Origin of the sequence: Stenotrophomonas sp. MYb57 (assembly GCF_002966815.1) — a bacterium.
Lineage (GTDB): Bacteria > Pseudomonadota > Gammaproteobacteria > Xanthomonadales > Xanthomonadaceae > Stenotrophomonas > Stenotrophomonas indicatrix.
Genome location: NZ_CP023271.1, coordinates 1,562,023 through 1,586,407, shown reverse-complemented (window position 1 = coordinate 1,586,407; position 24,385 = coordinate 1,562,023). Strand labels below are relative to the sequence as shown.

At 66.5% G+C, this 24,385-nt stretch carries 21 protein-coding genes; 17 read left to right on the top strand and 4 right to left on the bottom strand.

From position 1 onward, the window contains the following. The first annotated feature begins 9 nt into the window (after positions 1-9). The 15 genes from pyrH (at position 10) to CLM74_RS07175 (ending at position 18,479) form a co-directional block, all read left to right on the top strand. On the top strand, positions 10-738 hold the full coding sequence (gene pyrH / locus CLM74_RS07245; RefSeq protein WP_025877663.1) for a UMP kinase: 729 nt from the start codon (positions 10-12) through the stop codon (positions 736-738). 97 nt (positions 739-835) lie between these two features. Beyond that, positions 836-1,390, top strand: a complete 555-nt coding sequence (gene frr / locus CLM74_RS07240; protein WP_025877664.1) for a ribosome recycling factor — start codon at positions 836-838, stop codon at positions 1,388-1,390. Between the two features lie 5 nt (positions 1,391-1,395). Continuing rightward, a complete protein-coding gene (uppS, locus tag CLM74_RS07235) occupies positions 1,396-2,163 on the top strand; it encodes a polyprenyl diphosphate synthase (RefSeq protein ID WP_025877665.1) in 768 nt (255 codons plus the stop codon). Continuing rightward, positions 2,160-2,996 (top strand): phosphatidate cytidylyltransferase, encoded by an 837-nt coding sequence (locus tag CLM74_RS07230; RefSeq protein WP_025877667.1) that lies wholly within the window; start codon positions 2,160-2,162, stop codon positions 2,994-2,996. The genes uppS and CLM74_RS07230 overlap by 4 nt, the downstream gene beginning before the upstream one ends. A 2-nt stretch (positions 2,997-2,998) precedes the next feature. Continuing rightward, a complete protein-coding gene (locus CLM74_RS07225) occupies positions 2,999-4,189 on the top strand; it encodes a 1-deoxy-D-xylulose-5-phosphate reductoisomerase (protein ID WP_033830714.1) in 1,191 nt (396 codons plus the stop codon). Positions 4,190-4,244: 55 nt separating this feature from the next. Then, entirely contained in the window at positions 4,245-5,603 is a 1,359-nt protein-coding gene (rseP, locus tag CLM74_RS07220) for an RIP metalloprotease RseP (RefSeq protein WP_100436021.1), read from the top strand. Positions 5,604-5,677: 74 nt separating this feature from the next. Beyond that, positions 5,678-8,041 (top strand): outer membrane protein assembly factor BamA, encoded by a 2,364-nt coding sequence (gene bamA / locus CLM74_RS07215; protein WP_025877671.1) that lies wholly within the window; start codon positions 5,678-5,680, stop codon positions 8,039-8,041. Positions 8,042-8,464: 423 nt separating this feature from the next. Beyond that, complete coding sequence (lpxD, locus tag CLM74_RS07210; RefSeq protein WP_025877673.1) at positions 8,465-9,487, top strand: UDP-3-O-(3-hydroxymyristoyl)glucosamine N-acyltransferase; 1,023 nt, start codon at positions 8,465-8,467, stop codon at positions 9,485-9,487. Beyond that, positions 9,484-9,939 (top strand): 3-hydroxyacyl-ACP dehydratase FabZ, encoded by a 456-nt coding sequence (gene fabZ, locus CLM74_RS07205; protein WP_025877675.1) that lies wholly within the window; start codon positions 9,484-9,486, stop codon positions 9,937-9,939. The genes lpxD and fabZ overlap by 4 nt, the downstream gene beginning before the upstream one ends. Before the next feature lie 19 nt (positions 9,940-9,958). Next, a complete protein-coding gene (gene lpxA, locus CLM74_RS07200; RefSeq protein ID WP_025877677.1) occupies positions 9,959-10,750 on the top strand; it encodes an acyl-ACP--UDP-N-acetylglucosamine O-acyltransferase in 792 nt (263 codons plus the stop codon). A gap of 53 nt (positions 10,751-10,803) precedes the next feature. Continuing rightward, positions 10,804-12,006, top strand: a complete 1,203-nt coding sequence (gene lpxB, locus CLM74_RS07195) for a lipid-A-disaccharide synthase (RefSeq protein ID WP_223482669.1) — start codon at positions 10,804-10,806, stop codon at positions 12,004-12,006. After that, entirely contained in the window at positions 12,003-12,674 is a 672-nt protein-coding gene (locus tag CLM74_RS07190; protein WP_105163763.1) for a ribonuclease HII, read from the top strand. Before lpxB ends, CLM74_RS07190 begins: the two co-directional genes overlap by 4 nt. Before the next feature lie 215 nt (positions 12,675-12,889). After that, complete coding sequence (dnaE, locus tag CLM74_RS07185) at positions 12,890-16,468, top strand: DNA polymerase III subunit alpha (protein WP_105163762.1); 3,579 nt, start codon at positions 12,890-12,892, stop codon at positions 16,466-16,468. 58 nt (positions 16,469-16,526) lie between these two features. Continuing rightward, the gene (locus CLM74_RS07180; RefSeq protein WP_105163761.1) at positions 16,527-17,390 is read left to right on the top strand and encodes a hypothetical protein; all 864 of its coding nucleotides are present in this window, start codon (positions 16,527-16,529) and stop codon (positions 17,388-17,390) included. Between the two features lie 129 nt (positions 17,391-17,519). Continuing rightward, positions 17,520-18,479 carry an acetyl-CoA carboxylase carboxyltransferase subunit alpha gene (locus CLM74_RS07175; protein WP_025877686.1) on the top strand — a complete coding sequence of 320 codons (960 nt, stop codon included), beginning with the start codon at positions 17,520-17,522 and terminating at the stop codon, positions 18,477-18,479. A 484-nt stretch (positions 18,480-18,963) separates the two neighbouring features. On the opposite strand, the gene CLM74_RS07170 is transcribed toward CLM74_RS07175, so the two are convergent. Then, the gene (locus CLM74_RS07170; protein ID WP_025877688.1) at positions 18,964-19,419 is read right to left on the bottom strand and encodes a CopD family protein; all 456 of its coding nucleotides are present in this window, start codon (positions 19,417-19,419) and stop codon (positions 18,964-18,966) included. Between the two features lie 148 nt (positions 19,420-19,567). Here CLM74_RS07170 and CLM74_RS07165 point away from each other — a divergent pair, with 148 nt between their 5' ends. Further along, complete coding sequence (locus tag CLM74_RS07165; RefSeq protein ID WP_105163760.1) at positions 19,568-20,164, top strand: class I SAM-dependent methyltransferase; 597 nt, start codon at positions 19,568-19,570, stop codon at positions 20,162-20,164. An 86-nt stretch (positions 20,165-20,250) separates the two neighbouring features. After that, positions 20,251-21,558 (top strand): polyhydroxyalkanoate depolymerase, encoded by a 1,308-nt coding sequence (phaZ, locus tag CLM74_RS07160; protein WP_025877691.1) that lies wholly within the window; start codon positions 20,251-20,253, stop codon positions 21,556-21,558. A 169-nt stretch (positions 21,559-21,727) separates the two neighbouring features. Here phaZ and CLM74_RS07155 read toward each other — a convergent pair whose 3' ends face one another. The 3 genes from CLM74_RS07155 to CLM74_RS07145 form a co-directional block, all read right to left on the bottom strand. Then, positions 21,728-22,717 (bottom strand): sensor domain-containing protein, encoded by a 990-nt coding sequence (locus tag CLM74_RS07155; RefSeq protein WP_105163759.1) that lies wholly within the window; start codon positions 22,715-22,717, stop codon positions 21,728-21,730. After that, positions 22,714-23,079 carry a PadR family transcriptional regulator gene (locus CLM74_RS07150; protein ID WP_032975774.1) on the bottom strand — a complete coding sequence of 122 codons (366 nt, stop codon included), beginning with the start codon at positions 23,077-23,079 and terminating at the stop codon, positions 22,714-22,716. The genes CLM74_RS07155 and CLM74_RS07150 overlap by 4 nt, the downstream gene beginning before the upstream one ends. Before the next feature lie 92 nt (positions 23,080-23,171). Further along, positions 23,172-24,371, bottom strand: coding sequence for a hypothetical protein (locus CLM74_RS07145; RefSeq protein ID WP_158684120.1), 1,200 nt, complete (start codon positions 24,369-24,371; stop codon positions 23,172-23,174). Positions 24,372-24,385 lie beyond the last annotated feature (14 nt).

Below are 24,385 nucleotides of genomic sequence, written 5' to 3'. Positions count from 1 at the left end.
GAGGTCCCTATGTCCAAGCTCGCCTATCGCCGCATCCTGTTGAAACTTTCCGGGGAGGCGCTGATGGGAGATGAGGACTACGGCATCGACCCCAAGATCATCAACCGCCTGGCCCGTGAAGTCGTCGAGGCCCAGCAGGCCGGCGCCGAAGTCGCCCTGGTCATCGGTGGTGGCAACATCTTCCGCGGTGCTGGCCTGGCCGCTGGCGGCATGGACCGCGTCACCGGCGACCAGATGGGCATGCTGGCCACGGTCATCAACGCGCTGGCCATGCAGGATGCGCTGGAGAAAGTGGGCGCAAAGGCCCGCGTGATGAGCGCGATCAAGATCAACGACGTGTGCGAGGACTACATCCGCCGCCGCGCCATCCGCCACCTGGAAAAGGGCCGCCTGGTGATCTTCGCCGCTGGCGTCGGCAGCCCGTTCTTCACCACCGACTCGGGCGCCGCCCTGCGCGCGATCGAGATCGGCGCCGACCTGCTGCTGAAGGCAACCAAGGTCGATGGCGTGTACGACAAGGATCCGAACAAGTACAGCGACGCTGTCCGCTTCGACAGCCTGAGCTACGACGAAGTGATCCGCCGTGGCCTGGAAGTGATGGATACCGCCGCCTTCGCCCTGGCCCGTGACAGCGACCTGCCGATGCGCGTGTTCGACATGGGCCAGCCGGGCGAGCTGCTGAAGATCCTGCACGGCGAGAACATCGGCACCCTCGTCCAGGGCCGCGATCCGGCCTGAGGCTGAGCGCAAGGCGACCTCCGGGCCGATTCAGGCCCGGCGGCGTCCCGTATTCGCCTATAATCGCCCGATTCCAGTTACATCCAGGACCCTGGCGATGCTCAACGACATCAAGAACAACGCGCAGACGCGCATGGCCAAGAGCATCGACGCTCTTAAGCACACCCTCACTTCGATCCGCACCGGCCGCGCAACGCCGGCCCTGCTGGACCGTGTCACGGTCAATGCTTACGGCAACGCCAGCACGCCGCTGAACCAGGTAGCGTCCGTCTCCAACGCCGACGCCCACTCCCTGCTGGTCACGCCCTTCGACAAGAGCATGATCAAGGAGATCGAAAAGGGCCTGTACAACATCGAGCTGACCCCGAACACCATCGGCACCTCGATCCGCGTCAACCTGCCGCCGCCGACCGAAGAGCGCCGCAAGGAACTGGCCAAGCAGGTACAGAAGGAAGGCGAAGGCGCCAAGATCGCCGTGCGCAACATCCGCCAGGATGCGAACAAGGAAATCGCCAAGCTGCTTAAGGACAAGGCGATCAGCGAAGACGACAAGAAGCGCGGCGAAGACGATATCCAGAAGTTGACCGATGCCAACATCAAGGATATCGACAAGGTCGTCGCCGACAAGGAAAAGGAACTGATGTCGGTCTGAAGTCGATGCCTTCAGTCCCGCCTCCCCTGCCGTCCGCCCTCCCGCGCCACGTCGCCATCATCATGGATGGCAACGGGCGTTGGGCACAGCAGCGCCGTCGCCCCCGCGTGATCGGCCATCGAGCCGGCGCGCGCGCGGTAAACCGCACCATCGAGCGCTGCCTGGAACTGGGCATTCCGGCGCTGACCCTGTTCGCGTTCTCCAGCGAGAACTGGGGCCGGCCGCAGGAAGAAGTCGATGCGTTGATGAAGCTGTTCCTCGGCGCGCTCGACCGCGAAGTGGACGAGCTGCATCGGCGCGGCGTGCGCGTGCGCTTCATCGGCGAACGCGAGCGCTTCGGTGCTGCCCTGGTCAGCCGCATGCAGCTGGCCGAACAGCGCACCGCTGACAACCGCGCCCTGACCCTGTCGATCGCCGCCAGCTATGGTGGCCGTCAGGACATCGCCCGTGCCGCACGCGCACTGGCTGTTGAAGTTGCAGCCGGCCGCCTGCTTCCCGAGCAGATCGACGAATCCCTGCTGGGGCGACAGGTGGCCCTGGCCGACCTGCCGCCACCGGACCTGTTCATCCGCACCGGCGGCGATACCCGCATCAGCAATTTCCTGCTGTGGCAGCTGGCGTATACCGAGCTGTGGTTCACCGAAGCGCTGTGGCCGGATTTCGATGCCGCGCAGCTGCAGCTGGCGCTGGATGCCTACGCCAGCCGTGAGCGCCGCTTCGGCCTGACCAGCGCCCAGATCGCCGCCCTGGCCACCGAGACGTCCAGCCCATGACCAAGACCCGAGTCCTCGCCGCGCTGATCATGGCGCCGGTCGCCATTGCGGCGATCCTGTTGCTGCCCACGCAATGGCTGGCCGCCGCCGCCGCTGCCGTGCTGCTGATCGGCCTGTGGGAATGGCTGAAGCTGGCCGACGTCGAAGACACCCTCGCCCGCACCGTGCTGCTGGTTCTCAACCTGGTGCTGATGGTGCTGCTGGTGTGGGCCGATGCCGGCACCCTGGTGCTGTTCCAGATCGCGACCCTGGTGGGCGTGGCGTGGTGGCTGGGCGCGCTGGTGTGGCTGCGCTTCTTCAACTTCGGCGCGCAGCCTGGCAGTCCGGCGCGCATCCTCAAGCTGCTGGCCGGCACCCTGGCCATCGTGCCGGCGTGGGCTGCACTGGTACTGATCCATGCCGGCGGCGACCCGCCCGGCCATCAGGGCCACCTGTGGCTGCTGGCCGCACTGGCACTGGTCTGGGCCGCTGATTCGGGCGCCTACTTCGCTGGCCGTCACTTCGGCAAGCACAAGCTGGCACCGCGGATCAGCCCGAACAAGACCTGGGAAGGCCTCGTCGGCGGGCTGATCGCCGGCGTTGCGGTGGCCGTCGGCCTGGGCTGGCTGGCCGGCATCGATGCCGCGCACCTGCCCGGCCTGCTGGTTACCTCGGTGGTGGCCGTATTCGCCTCGGTACTGGGCGACCTGTTCGAAAGCCTGATCAAGCGCCATGCCGGCGCCAAGGATTCAGGCCACCTGATCCCCGGCCACGGCGGCGTGCTCGACCGCGTCGACGGCGTGCTGGCGGCCATCCCGGTGTTCGCACTGGGCAAGGAAATTTTCGGGTTCTGACCATGGAAGCTGCTGCAGACCTGCGCCGGGTCGCCGTATTCGGCGCCACCGGCTCGATTGGTGCCTCCACGCTTGACGTGATCGCCCGCCATCCGCTGCGGTACCAGGCCACCGTGCTTGCCGCCGGCCGCCAGGTACAGGCGCTGCTGGCCCTGTGCCGGCAGCACCGGCCCGCGCATGCGGTGATCGCCGATGAAACCCTGTATGCCGAACTGCGCGACGGCCTGCGCGAAGCCGGCCTGGCCACCCAGGCCCATGCCGGCCATGCCGCGCTGGACCAGCTGGCGGCCAGCGACGCCTGCGACACCGTGGTTGCCGCGATCGTCGGCGCCGCCGGCCTGTCCTCGACCCTGGCCGCCGCCGCGGCCGGCAAACGCATCCTGCTGGCCAACAAGGAATCGCTGGTACTGGCCGGCGAACTGCTGACCCGTACCGCCGAACGTGCCGGCGCCGAGATCATCCCGATCGACAGCGAGCACAGTGCGATCTTCCAGTGCCTGCGTTCACGGGATGCCAGCCTCGACGGTGCCGGCGTGCGCCGCATCCTGCTGACCGCCTCGGGTGGCCCATTCCGCGGGCGCAGCCGCGCCGAACTGCAGCAGGTCACCCCGGCCCAAGCCGTGGCGCATCCGAAGTGGTCGATGGGGCCGAAGATCTCGGTCGATTCGGCGACGTTGATGAACAAAGGCCTGGAGGTCATCGAGGCCCACCACCTGTTCGGCATCCCCGGCGAACGCATCGAGGTGCTGGTACACCCGCAGAGCCTGGTGCATTCACTGGTGGAGTTCGTTGACGGCTCCACGCTGGCGCAGATGGGCCTGCCGGACATGCGCACCACCCTGGCCGTAGGCCTGGGCTGGCCGCAACGGATCGAATCGGGCGTGTCCGGGCTGGACCTGCTCGCCCAGGGCCGGCTGGATTTCGAGGCCCCCGACACCGACGCCTTCCCCTGCCTGGCCTTGGCGTGGCAAGCGATGCGCGCAGGTGGCACCGCCCCGGCGGTGCTGAACGCCGCCAACGAAGAGGCTGTTTCAGCGTTTCTTCAGGGCCGCATAGGCTTCCTGACCATTCCGACGCTGGTTGCTAACGCTCTTTCAACACTGCCGACCGAACCAGCCGATACACTTGAGGTTCTGTTGTCCGCCGACCAGCGGGCCCGCCAGCTGACCCTGAACGCCATCGCCGCCACCTGAACAGCGCACCCATCCCGTATGACGCCGCCGCCCGTGTCCGCCAATGTGAACCTGCATGACTGACTTCATCGGATCGGTCTGGTGGATGATCGTCAGCCTTGGGCTGCTGGTCACCTTCCACGAATTCGGGCACTACTGGGTCGGGCGCCTGTGCGGGGTCAAGGTGCTGCGCTTCTCGGTGGGCTTCGGCCGTCCGCTGTGGTCGCGCCGCGACCGCCATGGCACCGAGTTCGCCATAGCCGCCATCCCGCTGGGCGGCTATGTGAAATTCCTCGACGAACGCGAAGTCGAGGTCCATCCGCACGAGCGCGGCCAGGCCTTCAACCACAAGACCGTGTGGCAGCGCATCGCCATCGTCGCGGCCGGCCCGATCGCCAACCTGCTGCTGTGCATCCTGCTGCTGTGGGCGATGTTCGTGATCGGCAAGCAGGACTATTCGGCAACCGTCGGCCGCGCTACCGGCATGGCCGCCACGGCCGGGCTCGGCAGTGGTGACCGCCTGCTGCGCGTGGACGGCCGCGATGTGATCACCCTGGGTGAGGCCAGCATGGCCCTGACCGCGGCGGCGATGGACCGTCGCGATGTGACCCTGCAGGTGCTCGACCCCGCAGACCAGCTGCGCTCGCGCACCCTGCCGCTGTCGCAGCTGCCGGCCGGTTTCGATGAACGCCGGGTTCCGATCCTGGCCGGCGTGTACTGGCGTGCGTGGCTGCAGCCGCCGCTGGTGGACAACATCGTGAAGGGTTCGGCTGCAGAGGGTCACCTGCAGGCCGGCGATCTGATCGTGGCGATCGACGGCCAGCGCATCGACAGCGTCGAGCAGGCCATCAGCGAAGTGGGCAGCCTCGGCCGCCGCGGTGGCCCGGCGATGATCGAGGTGCTGCGTGGTGGCGAGCGCCTGGCGCTGGAGATCACCCCGCGCCAGGGCAAGGACGGCAAGGGCCAGCCCATCTGGCAGATCGGCGCCGGCTTTGCCCAGAGCTACAGCCCCGCCTACGACACCCTGCTCAAGTTCGGCCCGCTGCAGTCGGTCACGGTCGCGGTGCGCGAAACCGGCAGGATGGCCGCCGATTCATTGGCCATGATGGGCCGGATCGTGACCGGCAAAGCCTCGCTGCAGAACGTTTCCGGCCCGGTCACCATTGCCCGGGTCGCCAATATTTCGGCCAAACGCGGCGTGGACTGGTTCATCCAGTTCCTCGCCCTGCTGTCGCTGAGCCTGTGCATCATCAACCTGCTGCCGATCCCCATCTTGGACGGCGGCCACCTGCTGTATTACCTTATCGAGTTGGTCAAGGGCAGCCCGCTGAGCGAGCGTGCCGTCGCCGCCGGCCAATACATCGGCCTGGCGTTGCTGGCCGGGCTGATGGGATTGGCGTTCTACAACGACATCCTCGGCCTGGTCCCGCGATGAACTTTTCCATGTTTTTGCCGTCTACAGCGTCGGCATCCCTTACCAATGAAATCGACCTTCCTACCGGACGTGACATGACGCGACTCCCCAATCGCCGCCTGCTGGCCCTCGCCCTCGCCGCCGTCACCGGCGCTCCCGCCCTGGCCCAGGCAGCCGAGCCCTTCACTGTCAGCGACATCCGCGTCGACGGCCTGCAGCGCATCAGCTCCGGTACGGTGTTCACCTACCTGCCGGTCGAGCGTGGCGAGACCGTCACCGACAGCAAGGTCGGCGAGACCATCCGCGCCCTGTACAAGACCGGCTTCTTCGAAGACGTGCAGCTGGATCGCCAGGGCAGCATCCTGGTGGTGACCGTCAAGGAACGTCCGGCGATCAACAAGCTGACCGTCACCGGCAACAAGGACATCAAGTCCGACCAGCTGCTCAAGGGCCTGTCCGACATCGGCCTGACCGAAGGCGGCACCTTCGATCGCCTGAGCCTGGATCGCGTGACCCAGGAACTTCGCCGCCAGTACAACGATCGTGGCAAATACACCGTCGACATCACCCCGACCGTGAGCCCGCTGGACCGTAATCGCGTCGACATCGCCATCGCGATCAAGGAAGGCAAGGCGGCCAAGATCCGCCACGTCAACATCGTCGGCACCGAGAAGTACGACAGCAAGGACATCCTGGAGTACTGGGAGTCCAAGGAGCACAACTGGGCGTCGTGGTACCGCCGTGACGACCAGTACTCCAAGGAAAAGCTGTCCGGCGACCTGGAAAAGCTCAACTCCTGGTACCTGGACCGCGGCTATGTCGACTTCAGCATCGACTCGACGCAGGTGTCGATCAGCCCCGACAAGCGCGACATGTTCATCACCGCCGGCGTGACCGAAGGCGACCAGTACAAGATCTCCGAGATCAAGGTCAGCGGCGATACGATCCTGCCGCAGGAAGACGTCGAGCGCATGGTCGTGCAGAAGTCCGGCGACACGTTCTCGCGTGCCCTGCTGGAATTCAGCTCCGACTCGATCACCAACTCGCTGTCCAACATCGGTTATGCCTTCGCCAAGGTGAACCCGATTCCGACCACCAACCGCGCCGAGCAGACCGTGGCGGTCAACATGCAGGTCGTGCCCGGCCCGCGCGTGACCGTCCGCCGCATCATCTTCAAGGGCAATACCCGCACCTCCGATGAGGTGATGCGCCGCGAAATGCGCCAGTTCGAGAACAGCTGGTACTCGCAGGCCGCGATCGACCGTTCCAAGATCCGCCTGCAGCGCCTGGGTTACTTCGAGGCGGTGGAAGTGGAAACCCCGCCCGTCAGCGGCAGCAACGACCAGGTCGACGTCGTCTACAACGTCAAGGAAACCACCTCGGGCAGCTTCGTGTTCGGCCTGGGCTATTCGCAGTCCTACGGCATGACCACCTCGGTGCAGCTGTCGCAGAACAACTTCCTGGGCGGCGGCAACCGCGTGTCGGTCGAAGCTTCGCGCAGCAGCTACCTGCAGCGCTACGGCTTCAGCTACACCAACCCGTACTTCACCGATGACGGCGTCTCGCTGGGTTACAACCTGTCCTGGCGCGAACTGGACTACTCCGACTTCAACACCGCGCAGTACAACAGCACCAACGGTTCGGCGCAGGTGGTATTCGGCGTGCCGATCACCGAGACCGACACCGTCTCGCTGATGTTCGGCATCGACAGCAACCAGATCACCACGTACGCGGGCTCGACCCCGCAGTCCATCATCGACTACATCAATGTGATCGGGCGCCGCACGTTCCACTCCTGGCGCACTGAGCTGGGCTGGGCCCGCGACTCGCGCAACGACTACTTCATGCCGACCCGCGGTACCTACCAGCGCGTGGGCCTGGAAACCACGCTGCCCGGCTCGACCGTCGAGTACTACAAGCTGAACTACCAGATCAGCAAGTACTGGCCGATCATCCCCTCGCTGGTCATCAACACCCGCGCGGAAGTTGGCTACGGCGACAGCTATGGCAATGACAAGACCGCGATGGTGCCGGACAAGGATGGCAACCTGCGCTCGGTGACCGCGTCGGGCCTGCCGTTCTACGAGAACTTCTACGCCGGTGGTACCAACTCGGTTCGTGGCTTCGAGGACAACACGCTCGGCCCGCGCGAAGTCACCAACGGCTACCCGAACGGCCAGCCGCTGGGTGGTTCGCTGAAGACCGTCGGTTCGGTCGAAGCCTACTTCCCGCGCCTGTTCGACAGCCCGTCGGCCCGTGTGTCGGCCTTCGTCGACTTCGGCAACGTCTACAACGGCACCGACAACTTCAAGGCCAACGAGCTGCGCGTCTCCACTGGTGTAGCCCTGCTGTGGCGCGCCCCGGTCGGCCCGATCTCGATCAGCTATGCGTTCCCGCTGAAGAAGAAGGACGGCGACGAGATCGAACGTCTGCAATTTACGTTTGGTGGCCAGTTCTAACTGGCCCCCAAACGTTCCCACGGTTTGCGATGCAAACCGCGGGGCCTATCCTGCTCCCTATCCCCCGCGCCGTTGGCGCGCCCCCCTTAACAAAGGGGGGCTCTCCACCAGACGGGTCTTGAATCGCCGGGCATTGCCCGGCGTTTTCGTTATTGAAGCTCACGCTGACGCCCGGTGAGCCGAGTATGGCTCGGTGCTGCAGCCGACTGTGGACGTTGGATCCGCTCGCGCGCGGAAGACTATCCGGCTATGGCGCAGGGGGCTGACCAGGACCGTTGGCGCCATGGATGGCGCCATCGAGCCCCCAGGGATGGGTTTACGGCGTGTCCTGGGCAGCCCCCTGCGCCATCGCCCCACGGATCAGCCAGGCGCCGGCTTTTGCTCCCGCATGACCGCAATGGCGTCACACGTTAAACTCCCGCCGTGAATACTCCTACCTACACCGCCCAGCAACTCGCCGATCAGTTCGGCCTGCAGGTCCATGGCGACCCAGGCACCGCCATCCATGGCGTGGCCACCCTCGCCCATGCCGGTGCCGGCCAGCTGACCTTCCTTGCCAATCCGCGCTACCGCGCCCAGCTGGCCGACAGCCAGGCCGGCATTGTGGTGCTGCGCGCCGAGGATGCCGACGCGGCTCCCGGCACCGCGCTGGTTGCCAAGGACCCCTACACCACCTTTGCCAAGATCGGCGCGCTGTTCGACATCGCCCCGACCCGCCCGCCGGGCATCCATCCCAGCGCAGTGATCGACCCGCAGGCGCAGGTCGCCGCCAGCGCCCACGTCGGTCCGTTCGTCACCATCGGCGCACGCAGCGTCATCGGCGAGAACTGCATCATCGGCGCCGGCAGCATCATCGGCGAAGACTGCACCCTCGACAGCGGCTGTGAACTGATCGCCCGCGTCACCCTGGTCACCCGCGTCAAGCTGGGCAAGCGCGTGCGCATCCATCCCGGCGCCGTGCTGGGCGCCGATGGCTTCGGCCTGGCCATGGACGCTGGCAAATGGATCAAGGTGCCGCAGCTTGGCGGCGTGCGCATCGGCGACGACTGCGAGATCGGCGCCAACACCTGTGTCGACCGGGGCGCGCTGGAAGACACCGTGCTGGCCGAGGACGTCCGCCTGGACAACCTGGTGCAGATCGCACACAACGTGCAGATCGGCGCCCACTCGGCCATCGCAGGCTGCACCGGCATTGCCGGCAGCGCCAAGATCGGCCGTTACTGCCTGCTCGGCGGCGCCGTTGGCGTCGTCGGTCATCTTGAAATCTGCGACAAGGTCGTGATCACCGGCAAATCGGTGGTCCGCAACTCCATCACCGAGCCGGGCGAGTATTCCTCCGGCACGCCCCTGACCGACAACCGCACGTGGCGCAAGAATGCCGCGCGCTTCAAGCAGCTCGATGCACTGGCCCGTCGCATCCTGTCTGTGAGCAAGGAGAAAGAATGAGCCACACCCAGACCCTGCCGGACATGGCGCAGATCCAGACGCTGCTTCCGCACCGCTACCCGTTCCTGCTGGTGGACAAGGTGGTGTCGATCGACTACGAGAAGCGCACGATCGTCGCGACCAAGAACGTCAGCATCAACGAGCCGTTCTTCCAGGGCCACTTCCCGGGCCAGCCGATCATGCCCGGCGTACTGATCATCGAAGCCATGGCCCAGGCCGGTGGCGTGCTGACCCAGTTGACGCTGGGCCGCGATGCGCAGTCCAAGCTGTTCTACATGGTCAAGGTCGACAAGGCCCGCTTCACCAAGCAGGTGGTGCCCGGTGACGTGCTGGAGATGCACGTGGAGATCAAGCGCGTGATCCGCAACATGGCCGTGTACGACTGTGTGGCCAAGGTCGACGGCGAAGTCGTCGCCTGCGCCGAGGTGCTGTGCGCCGGCACCCGTGAATGACGCTGGCTGGAGGTCCGAGATGAGCGACAACGCCCCCCTGATCCACCCCACTGCCGTGATCGATCCGTCGGCGCGCCTGGCCGACGATGTCCGCGTGGGCGCGTTCACGATCATCGGGCCGGACGTCGAGATCGGTGCCGGCACCGAGGTCGGTCCGCACTGCAGCATCCATGGCCCGACCCGGATCGGCCGCGACAACCGTTTCATCGGCCATGTCGCGGTCGGCGGCGAACCGCAGGACAAGAAGTACGGCGGTGAACGCACCGAACTGGTGATCGGCGACCGCAACGTGTTCCGCGAGTTCGTCACCCTCAACCGTGGCACTGGCGGCGGCGGTGGCATCACCACCATCGGCGATGACAACTGGATGCTGGCCTACACGCACGTGGCCCACGATTGCCACGTCGGCAACTTCTGCGTGTTCTCCAACAACACCACCCTGGCCGGGCACGTGACCGTGGGTGACTACGTGATCATCAGCGGCTTCGCTGGTGCGCACCAGTTCTGCCGCATCGGTGCACATGCCTTCCTCGGCATGGGCGCGCTGACCAATGGCGACGTCCCGCCGTTCACCATGGTCGGCACCGACTCGCTGGGCCGCCCGCGCGGCATCAACAGCGAGGGCCTGAAGCGTCGCGGCTTCGATCCCGAGCGCATCACCGCCATCAAGCGTGCCTACCGCACGCTGTACGTGGCGGGCCTGCCGCTGGCCGAAGCCAAGGCACAGCTGGCCGAGCAGGCGCGCGACAGTGACGACGTCAAGTCGATGCTGGACTTCATCGAGCACACCGAGAGGCACCTGCTGCGATGAGCAGCACGACCGGCCAGGCGCCGGCCGGCGCCGAGGTGATTTCGCTGGCCTCGATGGCCGGTAGCGTGCCTGCACACCGGGTGCTCAGCGAGCGCCCGTTGCGGATCGCCCTGGTCGCCGGTGAAGCCTCCGGCGACCTGCTCGGCGCAGGCCTGGTGCGCGAACTGAAGGCCCGCTTCCCGCATGCCGAATTCGCCGGCATCGGCGGCGATGCCATGCGCAGCGCCGGCTGCCAGACCTGGCACGATGCCAGCGAACTGGCGGTAATGGGCCTGACCGAAGTCCTGCGCCATCTGCCGCGGCTGCTCAAGCTGCGCTCGGCCTTCCGCCAGCGTGCGCTGGAGTGGCAACCGGATGTGTTCATCGGCATCGACGCTCCGGACTTCAATCTGGGTATCGAACGCTGGCTGAAACAGCGTGGCGTGCGCACCGTGCACTACGTCAGCCCTTCGGTGTGGGCATGGCGCGAGAAGCGTGCCGAGAAGATCGGCAGCAGCGCCGACCTGGTGCTGTGCCTGTTCCCGATGGAACCGCCGATCTACGCCAAACACGGCATCGACGCGCGCTTCGTCGGCCATCCGATGGCCGATGACATCCCGCTGCACGTCGACCGGGAAGCGGCCCGGATCGAGCTCGGCCTGCCCGCCTCGGCCAAGGTGCTGGCCGTGCTTCCCGGCAGCCGCCTGGGCGAGATATCCAAGCTCGGCGAAGCCTTCTTCGAGGCCGCCTGGCAGGTATCCGAGCGCATTCCCGGCCTGCACGTGGTGGTGCCGGCGGCCAATGCGGCCTGCCGGCGGCTGATCGAAGAGCAGCTGTCACGCTCGGCGCTGCCGGTGGCCTATTCGCATGTACTGGACGGCCAGGCACGCAACGCGATGATCGCCGCCGACGTGGTGGTGCTGGCCTCCGGTACCGCCACCCTGGAGGCGATGCTGGTGAAGCGCCCGATGGTGGTCGGCTACCGGGTCAACGAACTGACGTACCGCCTGGTGAAGGCGCTGGGGTTGATCAAGGTCGACCGCTTCGCCCTGCCCAACATCCTGGCCGGCCAGGACCTGGCGCCAGAGCTGATGCAGCACGACTGCACGCCGGAAAAACTGGCCGCCGCCATCCAGCAGTGGTTCGACCATCCGCAGCGGATCGCCGACCTGCAGGGCACCTACGCGCGCCTGCATGAACGCCTGCGCCGCAATGCATCGGCGCGCGCAGCCGATGCCGTTGGCGAGCTGCTGGTGCGCGGCCAGGAAAAGGCATGAGCCGCCGCCACGCCGCAGCCGCCAGCCTGGCGCTGTTCGATGGTGCCGCGGTGATCGACCCCGGCCACCGCATCGCCGGTGTCGACGAAGCCGGACGCGGACCGCTGGCCGGCCCCGTCGCGGTGGCAGCAGTGGTGTTCGATCCACAGCGGCCACGACTGAACGGCCTGGATGATTCCAAGCAGCTGACCGCAGCCCGCCGCGAGCAGCTGCATGACCGCATCCTCGACCGCGCCCTGGCCTGGCACGTGGTGCTGGTGGACGTGGAAGCCATCGATCGCCTGAACATCTATCAAGCCACGCTGCAGGGCATGCGCGATGTGGTCGCGGCGGTAGCCCACGTGGCCGGCTTCGCCCGCATCGACGGCAACGTGGTACCCAAGGGGCTGGTACTGCCGGCGCAGGCGCTGGTCGGCGGCGATGGCATCGACCGCGCGATCATGGCGGCCTCGATCCTGGCCAAGGTCTCGCGCGACCGCTACATGCTGGACCTGCACGCATGCCACCCGCAGTACGGCTTCGACCAGCACAAGGGCTACGGCACCCCGGCGCATCTGGCCGCCCTGCGTGAACACGGCCCGTGCGCGGAGCACCGGCGCAGCTTCGCCCCGGTGCGCGAGTGCCTGGAGGCGCCGCCGGCTGTGGCGGCCGCCATCGCGATCGCCTGAACGTTCGCCGGGCATGGCCCGGCGCTACCACGGCAACATGAACGCCCCCGGTAGCACCGTGCCATGCCCGGCGGCATTGGCGATATCGCGCACCGTCAAGTCCTTGTCGCAACCCCCTGCCCTCGCTACCCTGACCGGGCACTCCAGCGCTTCCCGACCCCGGCGACGATTCCCGCGTCTGCACCCGGGGCCTGCGCGCTCCAACCTGGTCCGGCATGTCCAACTCCCGCTTCGTACATCTCCACGTCCACACCGAGTTCTCGCTGGCGGACTCCACCATCCGCGTGCCGGCCAAGCCGGACCAGGCTGACCCGAAGAAGGCCAAGCAGGCCAACCTGCTGTCGCGCTCGGTCGAACTCGGCCTGCCTGCGCTGGCGGTGACCGACCTCAACAACCTGTTCGCCCTGGTCAAGTTCTACAAGGCCGCCGAAGGCGTGGGCATCAAGCCCATCGCCGGCGCCGACGTGATGATCGCCGAAGAAGGCCAGGACCCGTGGCGGATGACCCTGCTGTGCCGCGACCGCGAGGGCTACCTGAGCCTGTCGCGTCTGCTGACCCGGGCATGGATGGAAGGCCATCGCCCCGAGGGCGGCGTGGCGGTGCATCCGGACTGGCTGAAGGCCGGCAACGCCAACCTGTTCGCCCTGGCCGGCCGTGACAGTCTGGCCGGGCGCCTGGCCCTGGATGGCAAGCACGATCTGGCCGAGCAGCAGCTGGCCGACTGGCAGCGCGTGTTCGGCGACGGCCTGCACCTGGAGCTGACCCGCACCGGCCGCGATGGCGAAGAGAGCTTCAACCAGTTCGCGCTGATGGCCGCCGGCCAGCGTGGCCTGCCGGTGATCGCCAGCAACGACGTACGCTTCCTGTCACCGTCCGATTTCAGCGCGCACGAAGCCCGCGTGTGCATCTCCACCGGCCGCGTGCTGGATGACCCCAAGCGCCCACGCGAGTACAGCGATCAGCAGTATCTGAAGTCGGCCGAAGAGATGTGCGCGCTGTTCGCCGACATCCCCGATGCGATCGACAACACGCTGGCGCTGGCCGAGCGCTGCAACATCGAGATGCGCCTGGGCACCTACTTCCTGCCCGACTATCCGGTGCCCGACGAGGAGACGCTGGACAGCTGGATCCGCAGCGAGTCGCGCAAGGGCCTGGCGGCGCGCCTGGAGAAGAATCCCATCGCGCCCGGCATGACCGCGCAGGATTACAGCGACCGCCTCGAGTTCGAGCTGGACACCATCATCAAGATGGGCTTCCCCGGCTACTTCCTGATCGTGGCCGACTTCATCCAGTGGGGCAAGGCGCAGGGCATTCCGATCGGCCCGGGCCGTGGTTCGGGTGCGGGTTCGCTGGTGGCGTGGGCACTGCAGATCACCGATCTGGACCCGCTGCCGTACAACCTGCTGTTCGAGCGCTTCCTCAACCCCGAACGCGTGTCGATGCCCGACTTCGACATCGACTTCTGCATGGACCGCCGCGACGAGGTCATCGACTACGTTGCGCGCAAATATGGCCGCGAGCGGGTCAGCCAGATCATCACCTACGGCACGATGGCGGCCAAGGCGGTGGTGCGCGACTCCGGCCGCGTGCTCGGCTTCCCCTACGGCCTGGTCGACGGCGTAGCCAAGCTGATCCCGAACATCCTCGGCATCTCGCTCAAGGATGCGATGGGTGAGGGCAAGGACAGCGAGATGGCTTCGCCCGAGCTGATCCAGCGCTACCAGAGCGAGGACGACGTCCGCGACCTGATCGACCTGGCACGGCAGCTGGAGGACCTGACCCGCAACGCCGGCAAGCACGCCGGTGGCGTGGTGATCGCGCCCGAGCCGTTGAGCGAGTTCTGCCCGCTGTTCGCCGAACACGATGAAGATGGCCGCGGCAAGAATCCGGTCACCCAGTTCGACAAGAACGACGTTGAAGAAGTCGGCCTGGTGAAGTTCGACTTCCTCGGCCTGCGCACGCTGACGATCATCGACTGGGCGGTGAAGGCGATCAACAAGCGCCACGAGCGCGCCGGCATTCCGCCGGTGGACATCACCCAGCTGCCGCTGGACGATGCGCCCACCTACAAGGACATCTTCGCCTCGGGCAATACCGGCGCGGTGTTCCAGTTCGAATCCTCGGGCATGCGCCGCCTGCTGAAGGACGCCAAGCCCGACCGTTTCGAAGACCTGATCGCGCTGGTGTCGCTGTACCGACCCGGCCCGATGGACCTGATTCCCTCCTTCGTCGACCGCAAGCACGGGCGCGAAGACGTGGAGTATCCCGATCCGCGCACCGAGCGCATCCTGCGCGACACCTACGGCATCATGGTGTACCAGGAGCAGGTGATGCAGATGGCGCAGATCGTCGGCGGCTACTCGCTGGGCGGCGCCGACCTGCTGCGCCGTGCGATGGGCAAGAAGGTGCCGGCGGAAATGGCCAAGCACCGCGAGATCTTCCGCGAAGGTGCGGCCAAGGACGGCGTCGGCGAAGCCAAGGCCGATGCGATCTTCGACCTGATGGAGAAGTTCGCCGGCTACGGCTTCAACAAGTCGCACGCCGCCGCCTACGCGCTGGTGAGTTACCAGACGGCCTGGCTCAAGCGCCATTACCCGGCCGAGTTCATGGCCGCGACGCTGTCTTCGGACATGGACAACACCGAAAAGGTGGTCGGCTTCCTGGACGAGGTACGCAACCTCGGCCTGACCGTGCTGCCGCCGAAGGTGAACCAGTCCGCCTTCATGTTTGAAGCGTCCACGCCGGACACGATCCAGTACGGCCTGGGGGCGATCAAGGGCGTCGGCCAGGGTGCCTGCGAAGCGGTGGTGGAGGAACGCCTTCGCGGCGGCGACTACACCGATCTGCTCGATTTCTGCACCCGCATCGGTTCGGCCAAGCTCAACCGGCGCACGCTGGAAGCAATGATCAACTGCGGTGCGCTGGATGAGTTGGGCCACAACCGTGCCTCGCTGATGCTGCAGCTGCCGGAAGTGATCAAGGCCACCGAACAGATGGCGCGCGAGCGTGCGTCCGGCCAGAACTCGCTGTTCGGCGGCCCCGAGCCGGGCGTACAGGCCATCCACCTGGAGCTGCAGGAAACCGACGAATGGCCGTTGCTGCAGCGCCTCAACGGCGAGCGCGACACGCTGGGCTTCTACCTCAGCGGCCACCCGTTCGACCCGTGGCGCGATGACGTGCGCGATCTGGTCGGTACCGACCTCGGCTCGGTGGAAAAGATCTGGAGCGCCAACAGCAACAGTGGTGGCGGCGAGAAGCGCTGGCGTCCGGAAGTACAGACCGTGCTTGCCGGCCAGGTGGTCGGCGTGCGCCGCAAGGGCGAGAGCCAGATCTTCATCCAATTGGAAGATGGCCGTGGCCGCGTCGAATGCAGCGCGTTCTCCGATGCCATGGCCGAGTTCGGCCACCTGATGACCAAGGACCGTATCCTGGTGGTCAAGGGCGGCCTGCGCGAAGACGAATTCAATGGCGGCTTCGCACTGCGCATCCGCCAGTGCTGGGACTTCGACGAGGTCTGTGCGAACTACGCCACGCGCCTGTCGCTGCGGCTGGACCTGCGCCATCAGCGGCCGGTGTGGGAGCGCATCGACGCCCTGCTCGACCGCCATCGCCCCGGCCGCACGCCCCTGCGCCTGGACCTGCTGCTGAAGGGCCCCGATGGCGGCATCGCCGGCATGCTCGATGTTTCCGGGCAGAGCGCGGTGCGCGTCGATTCCAAGCTGATGGAGGCGCTGCGCGCCGAACCGGCAGTGCGCACGCTGAAGGTGCGCTACAGCCCGCCATGGGCCAGCTGAGGCTGGCCCCACCCCGTTTCCGCTTTCCCACTGCATACGTCAAGGACGATTGCCCGTAATGAAGAACCTGCTGTTGCCGATGATGGCCGCGCTCGCGCTGGCCGGCTGTTCCTCCAAGGTCGATTTCGAGATCGACAACCCGACCGATGCGCCGCTGGCGATCAGCATCGATGGCAAGGACCTGCCGGTGGCCGCGCACGCGTCGCGACCGATCAGCCTGGCTGCCGGTGAGCATCACCTGCATACCGACCGCCTGGGCGATGTGCGCTTCATCGTCTACGCCGACGGCCGCGGCGGCCTGATCAATCCCAGCCTCAGCGAGTACGTGACGGCGCGCGAGATCTATGTGACCGGCGAGGACAAGCTGAAGAACTTCGGCGTCAGCGGCCTGGGCATCGAGCTGGGCGGCGTCGAGTTCAAGGGGCCGTTCGAAAAGCACCACGGCCTGTTCATCGACAAGACCTGGAACTTCGGCGTGCGCGAGCCGTTCCCCGAGGAGCAGGTGGTTGCGCACGTGGACTCGACCGGCGGCCGGATCAGCACCAAGATCTTCACCGCGCCGGAATTCATCACCTACATCGAGGCCAGCATGGGCGAACCCGGTGCCTACAAGCGCGAGCAGCCCGCCGGCTACGTGGCCCCGGCCTACACGCTGGAACCGGCGCCGGCGCTGCCCGCGCTGGACCCGGCCTTCGAGGCCCATGCCGGTCCGGTGCGCGACATCTATGCCCGCTGGCTGAAGGCCACCACGGCCAGCGAGCAGAAGGCCCTGCGCAAGGAAGACTTCCGGGCGCAGATGGCCTTCACCCAGGCCACCATGACGCTCGGCGCGAAGCTGCCGGTGGCGGCCAACCAGGCCTACAACGACTTCGTGACGATCCGCAGTACCGAAATGGCCCGCAGCGCGCTGGTCCTGCCCTGAACCGGCGGCCGGCGGACCGACTGGCGCCGCCGGCCCCCACTGCGCTACCGTCGGCTTCCAGACGAAGGCGTACGGGCCGTTCCTGCGCATTCGGCTAGAATTCCCCTCTTCTTTACACGACGGCTTCCGATGAATCCGAACTACCTCGACTTCGAGCAACCCATCGCCGACCTGGAAGCCAAGATCCAGGAACTGCGCAACGCCAGTGCCGGGCCGGCGGTCAATGTCGAGGCCGAAGTGCATGCGCTGCAGGACAAGCTGCGCGTGCGCACCGCACAGATCTTCCGCAACCTGACCTCGTGGCAGGTGCTGCAGCTGGCCCGCCATCCGTCGCGCCCGTACACCGCCGACTACATCCGCATCATCTGCGATGAGTTCCAGGAACTGGCCGGCGACCGTGCCTTCGCCGACGACAAGGCGATCATGGGCGGCCTGGCCCGCATCAATGGCCGCTCGGTGATGGTCATCGGCCACCAGAAGGGCCGCGACACCAAGGAAAAGATCAAGCGCAACTTCGGCATGCCCAAGCCCGAGGGCTACCGCAAGGCGCTGCGCCTGATGAAGATGGCCGAGCGTTTCGGCCTGCCGGTGCTGACCCTGATCGACACCGCCGGCGCCTGGCCGGGCATCGATGCCGAGTCGCGCGGCCAGTCCGAAGCGATCGCGCGCAACCTGATCGAAATGGCCGAACTGAAGGTGCCGATCATCTGCACCGTGATCGGTGAAGGCGGCTCGGGCGGCGCACTGGCGCTGGGCGTGGGCGACCGTACCGTGATGCTGGAATACGCGGTGTACTCGACCATCACCCCGGAAGGCTGTGCTTCGATCCTGTGGAAGGATGCCGGCAAGGCCAAGGATGCTGCCGAGCAGCTGGGCCTGACCGCGCCGCGCCTGAAGGGCTTGGGCCTGGTCGACAAGGTCGTGCGCGAGCCGACCGGCGGCGCCCATCGCAACCCGACGCAGATGGCCAAGCGACTGAAGGCCGTGCTGCTGAACGAGCTGGACGCGCTGGATGCGCTGTCCACCGAAGAGCTGCTGGACCAGCGCTACAAGCGCCTGCGCAGCTACGGTACTTACGAAGCGGCCTGAGCCTCTGCTCGAGGCGTTACTTTTCTTTTCGCGAAAAGAAAAGTAACCAAAAGAAACGCTCCGCCAGCCGCGAGCCGGTGTGCTCTGCACACCGGTTCCCTGCGCTCCTCAGTCCGCCAAGGGACGGCGCGGAACTCGCTACGCTCAAACATCCGCGCCTCTACGCCCTTGCCGGACCTCCGGTGCTCGGCTCGCTTGAAGGCGGATTGGGAAAGCAGAGCGAAAAGCATCCACGCATGGCGTGGATCTACTGGGTGCAGGTGTGGCGTTTGACGTTGGGTCCGCCTTTTAGCGAGCCGAGCATCGCAGGGGAATCAGGGGCGTAGAGGCGCCGATGTCTGAGCGCAGCGAGTTCGGCGCCGTCCCCTGATTCACCGAGAAGCACAGGGCACCGGTGCGTAGCACCGGCTCGCGACCTGGCGACGTGTTCTTTGGTTACTTTCTTGCACGAGCAAGAAAGTGACATGTTCGAGAGCTCCAGATCTCAGAACGGCTTGGCCAGCACCAGCCAGACGATCGGGATGAAGGCCAGCAGCGGGATCTCGTTGATCCAGCGCAGCGCGCGCGACGACGGCAGCGCCCTGCCCTTGGCCACGCCTTTCAGCAGCCGCCCGATCCAGATGAAGTACGCCAGCAGCACCACCACCAGGCCCAGCTTGGCGTGCAGCCATCCCGCGCCACCCGGGGCGACCATGGTCGGGAAATCCGGAATCACCTTGTAGCCCAGCCACAGCACCAGGCCGAGCACGAACGCCAGGCCGAACATCGAATGGCCGAAGCGATACAGGCGCATGCCCATCAGCTGCAGGCGCTCGACCACCGCCGGCTGCCCCGCGGTCTCGGACAGGTTCACCAGGATGCGCGGCAGGTAGAACACCGTGGCCATCCATGCCACCACGAACACGATGTGGAAGGTCTTGACCCAGTAATAGCTCTGCATGCGCTCGCTCCGGCGGCTGGCGTGGATGTCCGCCATTCTCGCATGCGCTGACGAGGCCACCTCACGTGCAACCGCCGCGACACATCGACGCATGACGTGCTGCAACGCCGTACGATAGGCGCCGATTTCACGACTGCACCGGACCGCCATGGACAAGACCTACGACGCCGCCTACTTCCAGCGCTGGTACCGGCACGCCGACATCGGCGGCAGCGCGCGCCTGGCGCGCAAGGTCGCCCTCGCCGTGGCGACGGCCGAGTACTACCTGGAACGACCGATCCGCAGCGTGCTGGATATCGGCTGCGGCGAAGGTGCGTGGCGCGCACCGCTGCTGAAACTGCGTCCGAAGGTCGAATACCTCGGTTTCGACAGCAGCGAGTACGCTGTGCGCCGCTACGGCCGGACCCGCAACCTGCACCTGGCCAGCTTCGGCGATTTCGCTTGGCTGCGCCCCTGCGCCCCGGTCGACCTGCTGGTCTGTTCGGACGTGATGCATTACGTGCCCAACCGCGAACTGCGCGCGGGCCTGGCCGGGCTGGCCGAACTGACCGCAGGGGTGGCCTTCCTGGAGACCTTTGCCGCCGAAGATGAATTCGAGGGCGACCATGACGGCTTCCAGTCGCGCCCGGCCCGTTGGTACCGGCGCGAGCTGACCCGGCAAGGCCTGCAGGCAGTCGGCTCCCACCTCTGGCTGGGGCCAGCGCTGGCCACTGAAGCGACTGCGCTGGAACAGGCGGCCCGCTGAATACGGGCAGTGAGTCTGCTTAACGTCCGGGACAGTCGGATGCGCTATGCTGCGCGGCAACATAAGACCATACATATTCGGTCGGCATGCTCTATCAACTGCACGAACTGACCCGCAACCTGCTCGCCCCCTGGGTGCACCAGGCCCAGGCCAACGCCAAGTTCTTCGCCAACCAGGGGCACTGGTGGTCGCAGATGCCCGGCGCTGATCGTCTGGCGGCGGTCAATGAGCTGTTCCATCGCATCGGCAAGGATTACGAGAAGCCCGAATGGGGCATCAACGAAATCGAGGTCGAGGGCGAGCGCGTGCCGATCGTGGTGCACGAGGAACTCAGCAAGCCGTTCTGCAAGCTGCTGCGCTTCAAGCGCCACAGCAATGAAGCCGACCAGCTGCACACCATGCTCAACCAGCCGTTCGTGCTGGTGGTGGCGCCGTTGTCGGGCCATCACGCCACGCTGCTGCGCGATACCGTGCGCACGCTGCTGCGCGACCACCGCGTGTACGTGACCGACTGGGTGGACGCGCGCATGGTGCCCGGCAGCGAGGGTGAGTTCGGGCTGGACGACTACATCGCCTACATCCAGGAGTTCATCCGCCATCTTGGCGTGGAGCGCCTGCACGTGGTGAGTGTCTGCCAGCCGACCGTACCGGTGCTGGCCGCGGTTTCATTGATGGCCAGCCGCGGCGAACCGACGCCGCGCACGCTGGTGATGATGGGTGGCCCGATCGACGCGCGCTGCAGCCCGACCGCGGTCAACAACCTGGCCACGCAGAACCCGTTGTCGTGGTTCGAGAACAACGTCATCCACACCGTACCGGCCAGCTATCCCGGTGCCGGCCGCCGCGTGTATCCCGGTTTCCTGCAGCACGCCGGCTTCCTGTCGATGAATCCCAGCCGCCACTTCAGCTCGCACTGGGATTTCTACACCGACCTGGTGAAGGGCGACCTGGAAGATGCCGACGCGCACCGTCGCTTCTACGACGAGTACAACGCGGTGCTGGACATGCCGGCCAAGTACTACCTGGACACCATCTCCGTGGTGTTCCAGGACTTCCTGCTGCCGCGTGGCGAGTGGGTGGTCAACGGCGAAAAGGTCGACCCGTCGGCAATCCGCGATACCGCGCTGCTGAGCATCGAAGGCGAGCTGGACGATATCGCCGGCCTCGGCCAGACCGAAGCGGCGCAGGCACTGTGCAGCGGTATACCGGCCGAACGCCGTGAACACTTCATCGTGGATGGTGCAGGCCATTACGGCATCTTCAGCGGCCGCCGCTGGCGCGAGGTGGTGTACCCGAAGGTGCGTGACTTCTTCGCCGCGCATGCCGAAGCCCCGGCAGCGAAGGCCACGAAGAAGAAGAGCAACGTCACCCCGCTGCGCCGCAAGGCGGGGTAGCACGCCCCTGGTGGATGCCAACCTTGGTTGGCGCTTTTGGTAGATGCCAACCTTGGTTGGCGCTCTTTCAAGCGCACTGACACCTGATGGTTCGTGCCAACCAAGGTTGGCACCTACCATGGCGAAGTGCCGACCGAGGTCGGCACCCACCAGAGAACAGATCGCTGCCTTACAAGCGCACCAGCAGGTTCTTGGCCAGCATGCCGTGCAGCTTGCCGATGCCGCGTGCCAGGTGCATCGTCAGCAGCAGCAGCAACACACCCATCGCTGCTACCACGATCGCCACCAGCGGCGAGGCTGCCATCGGCAGCACGTTCACGTCGTTGATGTAGATGCCGGGGATGTCGCCGCTGAAGATCGCCGCCACCGGTGCCCAGATCAAGCCCAGCGACAGCGACAGCAGGGTCACCGCGATGGTGAAGTAGATGATGCCCAGCGGCAGCATCAGCACGAAGTACAGCAGGGTCAGCCAGGTGCGGCCATCGGTGAACATGTCGCCGATACGCTGCAGCCAGCTGCGGCTGCGGTCGGTGTACTGCGGCCGGCGCGGCATGCGCTCGCCCAGCAGCGCTTCCACCAGCCGCCCTTCCAGCAACGCCAGTCCACGCACGGAGCCGAAGAACAGCACCGTCAGCGGGACGCCGATGATCAGGATCAGCAGGCCCAGCGACAGCGACAGACCGGTGACCACCCAGGTGAAGAAGAAGATGCCGGTGGCCAGCGACAACAGCATGTAGAACAGCGCGCCGTAGGTGTGCGGGTCCGTCACTACGCCGAAGAAACGCGCCAGCAGCGAGCGTTGCACGGGCGCTGCGGGCTGTGCCGCCGGTGCAGCACCGCTGGCCTCGGCCGCTGCACGCAGCACCGGGCCCGTGTCAGCCCGCGGCGTGCGCAGCGCGCGGTTCACCGTGAGCTCGGTTTCGCGATAGATCTCCGCCACCTCGTCCGGTGCACCGTAGCTGCCGGCGACATCGGCGATGACCTCGGCTTCGCTGCGGCCGGGTTGCGCCGCCAGCTCAGAGCGCAGGTATTCCTCGGCGTCGTACAGGGCGTCCTGCACCATCGCCGGATCGGCACCGTCCAGCGCGGCACGCAGCTGCGCCAGGTACTGCGGGATGGTGCTGGGCAGACGGTTGCCTGCCAGGTCCAGGTCGTTCATTGCGGTACCCCCTCCAACACGGAATCGACGGAATCACGGGTGTCGCGCCAGGCCTGGCGCCATTGCTGCAGCACCTCCCGGCCACGCGCGTTGATGCGGTAGTAGCGGCGCGGCGGCCCGCTGCTGGACGGCTCCACATGGCTCTCCAGCAGGCCGGCGCCCTCCAGGTTGCGCAGCACCGGGTACAGCGCGCTCTGCTTGCCACTGAGCACGCCCTCGCCCACCCGTTCCAGCTCCTTGGCGATCAGGTAGCCGTACAGCGGCTCACCGGCGCGGGCCAGCACTGCGAGCAGGGCCAGCGACACGGTGCCGGCGCTGAGCTCCTTCTGGAACTTCTTCAGGTGGACATCGTCCTCGGACATGACCGGCACTCCACTACGTTGAAGTCCACAGTAGTGCGAAGTTCGGTATAGCGAATGTGTCGTTAGTCATCCTGCCGTGCGGAAAGGGGCCTTCAGGCATGATGGACGGCCGCCCGCACTTGGGCCGCAACGTTCTGCGGCAAAGCGTGCCTGCCCTCTTCAAGCCGGCTGAGCAGCGCCTGCCGACGGGCGGCCCCGAGCGGCGAGTACTGCCCGCTCACCCGAAGCCAGCCATGCACGAGCCGCAGGTGCCAGGCACGTTCATCCTCGCGCTGCGGTACCGCATCCAGCAGCAGGTCGAGGTGTTGCCACAAGGGCAGCCGGGTCAGCTGCCCGAGCAGGCCAGCCTGTGCCACCGGCGAAGGACCGTCGTGGCAGAAGGCGAGCAGGCGCGGCGGGTCCAGCTCTGCCGCCCATAGCACGGTGGCGCTGGCCAGCAACGCATTCACGGTCCGCCCCGGCTTTTCCAGTGCCTCGCGCAGCAATGCCAGACGGGCACCGCCCTCGGCCCGCACCCAGCCGCGCAGGCAGTTGCGCTGATGGCGCGCCGATACCTGGGGCAACAAGGCGCGCAATGCAGGCATATCCTCTGCCTCGGCGTGATCGGCCAGCGCTTCCAATGCTTCGCGCCATCGCGCGCGTCGACGGTGCTTGAGCTCGTCTCGCCACAACGCGATGGCCGGCGTGGCCTGCCGCTGCTGGAGCAGCCACATCGCCAACCGGCGCACGCCTCTCGAACGGTCGAATGCCGCGGTTTCGATGTGCGCATCCAAGCCGGCCACCTCGCGCTCGACCAGCGCACGCAACGCGGCACTACGTACCCCGCTCGCAGGCGCGGACAATGCCAGCGCGCACTTCGCCTCGACATCCGCAGGCTCACCGTGGTGCAGAAGATCGGCAAGTGCCAGGTGCGAGATGTGGGGATCACTGTCCAGAATCGCGCGCACGCGCAACGCTGCCCGATCCGGATGACTGTGCAGGGCGACGGCGTAGGCCATCAGCCGGGTGCGTGCGTCGGGATGGCCCAGCAGTCCTTCAAGCACTATGCGGCTGGAGGGCGATGACAACCAGGCGAACAGGGTGCCCTCGAGCCACGCCCGGTCAACGCGCTGGGAATGGCGCAGGCGCACGGCGACCGGCCAGGCCGCCAGTACGTGCTGCACCGCGCACTGCCCGAGCAGGGACATCACGCAATCCTGCGCCGCCGCACGCACTTCGGCCACCCAGTCATTGCAGCGGAGCAAGGCACAGGACAACGTCAAATGGCTGGGCACCGAGCGCATCATCTGCAACGCGGCCTCACGTG

Bases quoted from the DNA above. Each gene is read 5' to 3' on its own strand.
- pyrH (WP_025877663.1), top strand. From the start codon at position 10: ATGTCCAAGCTCGCCTATCGCCGCATCCTGTTGAAACTTTCCGGGGAG.
- frr (WP_025877664.1), top strand. From the start codon at position 836: ATGCTCAACGACATCAAGAACAACGCGCAGACGCGCATGGCCAAGAGC.
- uppS (WP_025877665.1), top strand. From the start codon at position 1,396: ATGCCTTCAGTCCCGCCTCCCCTGCCGTCCGCCCTCCCGCGCCACGTC.
- CLM74_RS07230 (WP_025877667.1), top strand. From the start codon at position 2,160: ATGACCAAGACCCGAGTCCTCGCCGCGCTGATCATGGCGCCGGTCGCC.
- CLM74_RS07225 (WP_033830714.1), top strand. From the start codon at position 2,999: ATGGAAGCTGCTGCAGACCTGCGCCGGGTCGCCGTATTCGGCGCCACC.
- rseP (WP_100436021.1), top strand. From the start codon at position 4,245: ATGACTGACTTCATCGGATCGGTCTGGTGGATGATCGTCAGCCTTGGG.
- bamA (WP_025877671.1), top strand. From the start codon at position 5,678: ATGACGCGACTCCCCAATCGCCGCCTGCTGGCCCTCGCCCTCGCCGCC.
- fabZ (WP_025877675.1), top strand. From the start codon at position 9,484: ATGAGCCACACCCAGACCCTGCCGGACATGGCGCAGATCCAGACGCTG.
- lpxA (WP_025877677.1), top strand. From the start codon at position 9,959: ATGAGCGACAACGCCCCCCTGATCCACCCCACTGCCGTGATCGATCCG.
- lpxB (WP_223482669.1), top strand. From the start codon at position 10,804: ATGGCCGGTAGCGTGCCTGCACACCGGGTGCTCAGCGAGCGCCCGTTG.
- CLM74_RS07190 (WP_105163763.1), top strand. From the start codon at position 12,003: ATGAGCCGCCGCCACGCCGCAGCCGCCAGCCTGGCGCTGTTCGATGGT.
- dnaE (WP_105163762.1), top strand. From the start codon at position 12,890: ATGTCCAACTCCCGCTTCGTACATCTCCACGTCCACACCGAGTTCTCG.
- CLM74_RS07180 (WP_105163761.1), top strand. From the start codon at position 16,527: ATGAAGAACCTGCTGTTGCCGATGATGGCCGCGCTCGCGCTGGCCGGC.
- CLM74_RS07175 (WP_025877686.1), top strand. From the start codon at position 17,520: ATGAATCCGAACTACCTCGACTTCGAGCAACCCATCGCCGACCTGGAA.
- CLM74_RS07170 (WP_025877688.1), bottom strand. From the start codon at position 19,419: ATGCAGAGCTATTACTGGGTCAAGACCTTCCACATCGTGTTCGTGGTG.
- CLM74_RS07165 (WP_105163760.1), top strand. From the start codon at position 19,568: ATGGACAAGACCTACGACGCCGCCTACTTCCAGCGCTGGTACCGGCAC.
- phaZ (WP_025877691.1), top strand. From the start codon at position 20,251: ATGCTCTATCAACTGCACGAACTGACCCGCAACCTGCTCGCCCCCTGG.
- CLM74_RS07155 (WP_105163759.1), bottom strand. From the start codon at position 22,717: ATGAACGACCTGGACCTGGCAGGCAACCGTCTGCCCAGCACCATCCCG.
- CLM74_RS07150 (WP_032975774.1), bottom strand. From the start codon at position 23,079: ATGTCCGAGGACGATGTCCACCTGAAGAAGTTCCAGAAGGAGCTCAGC.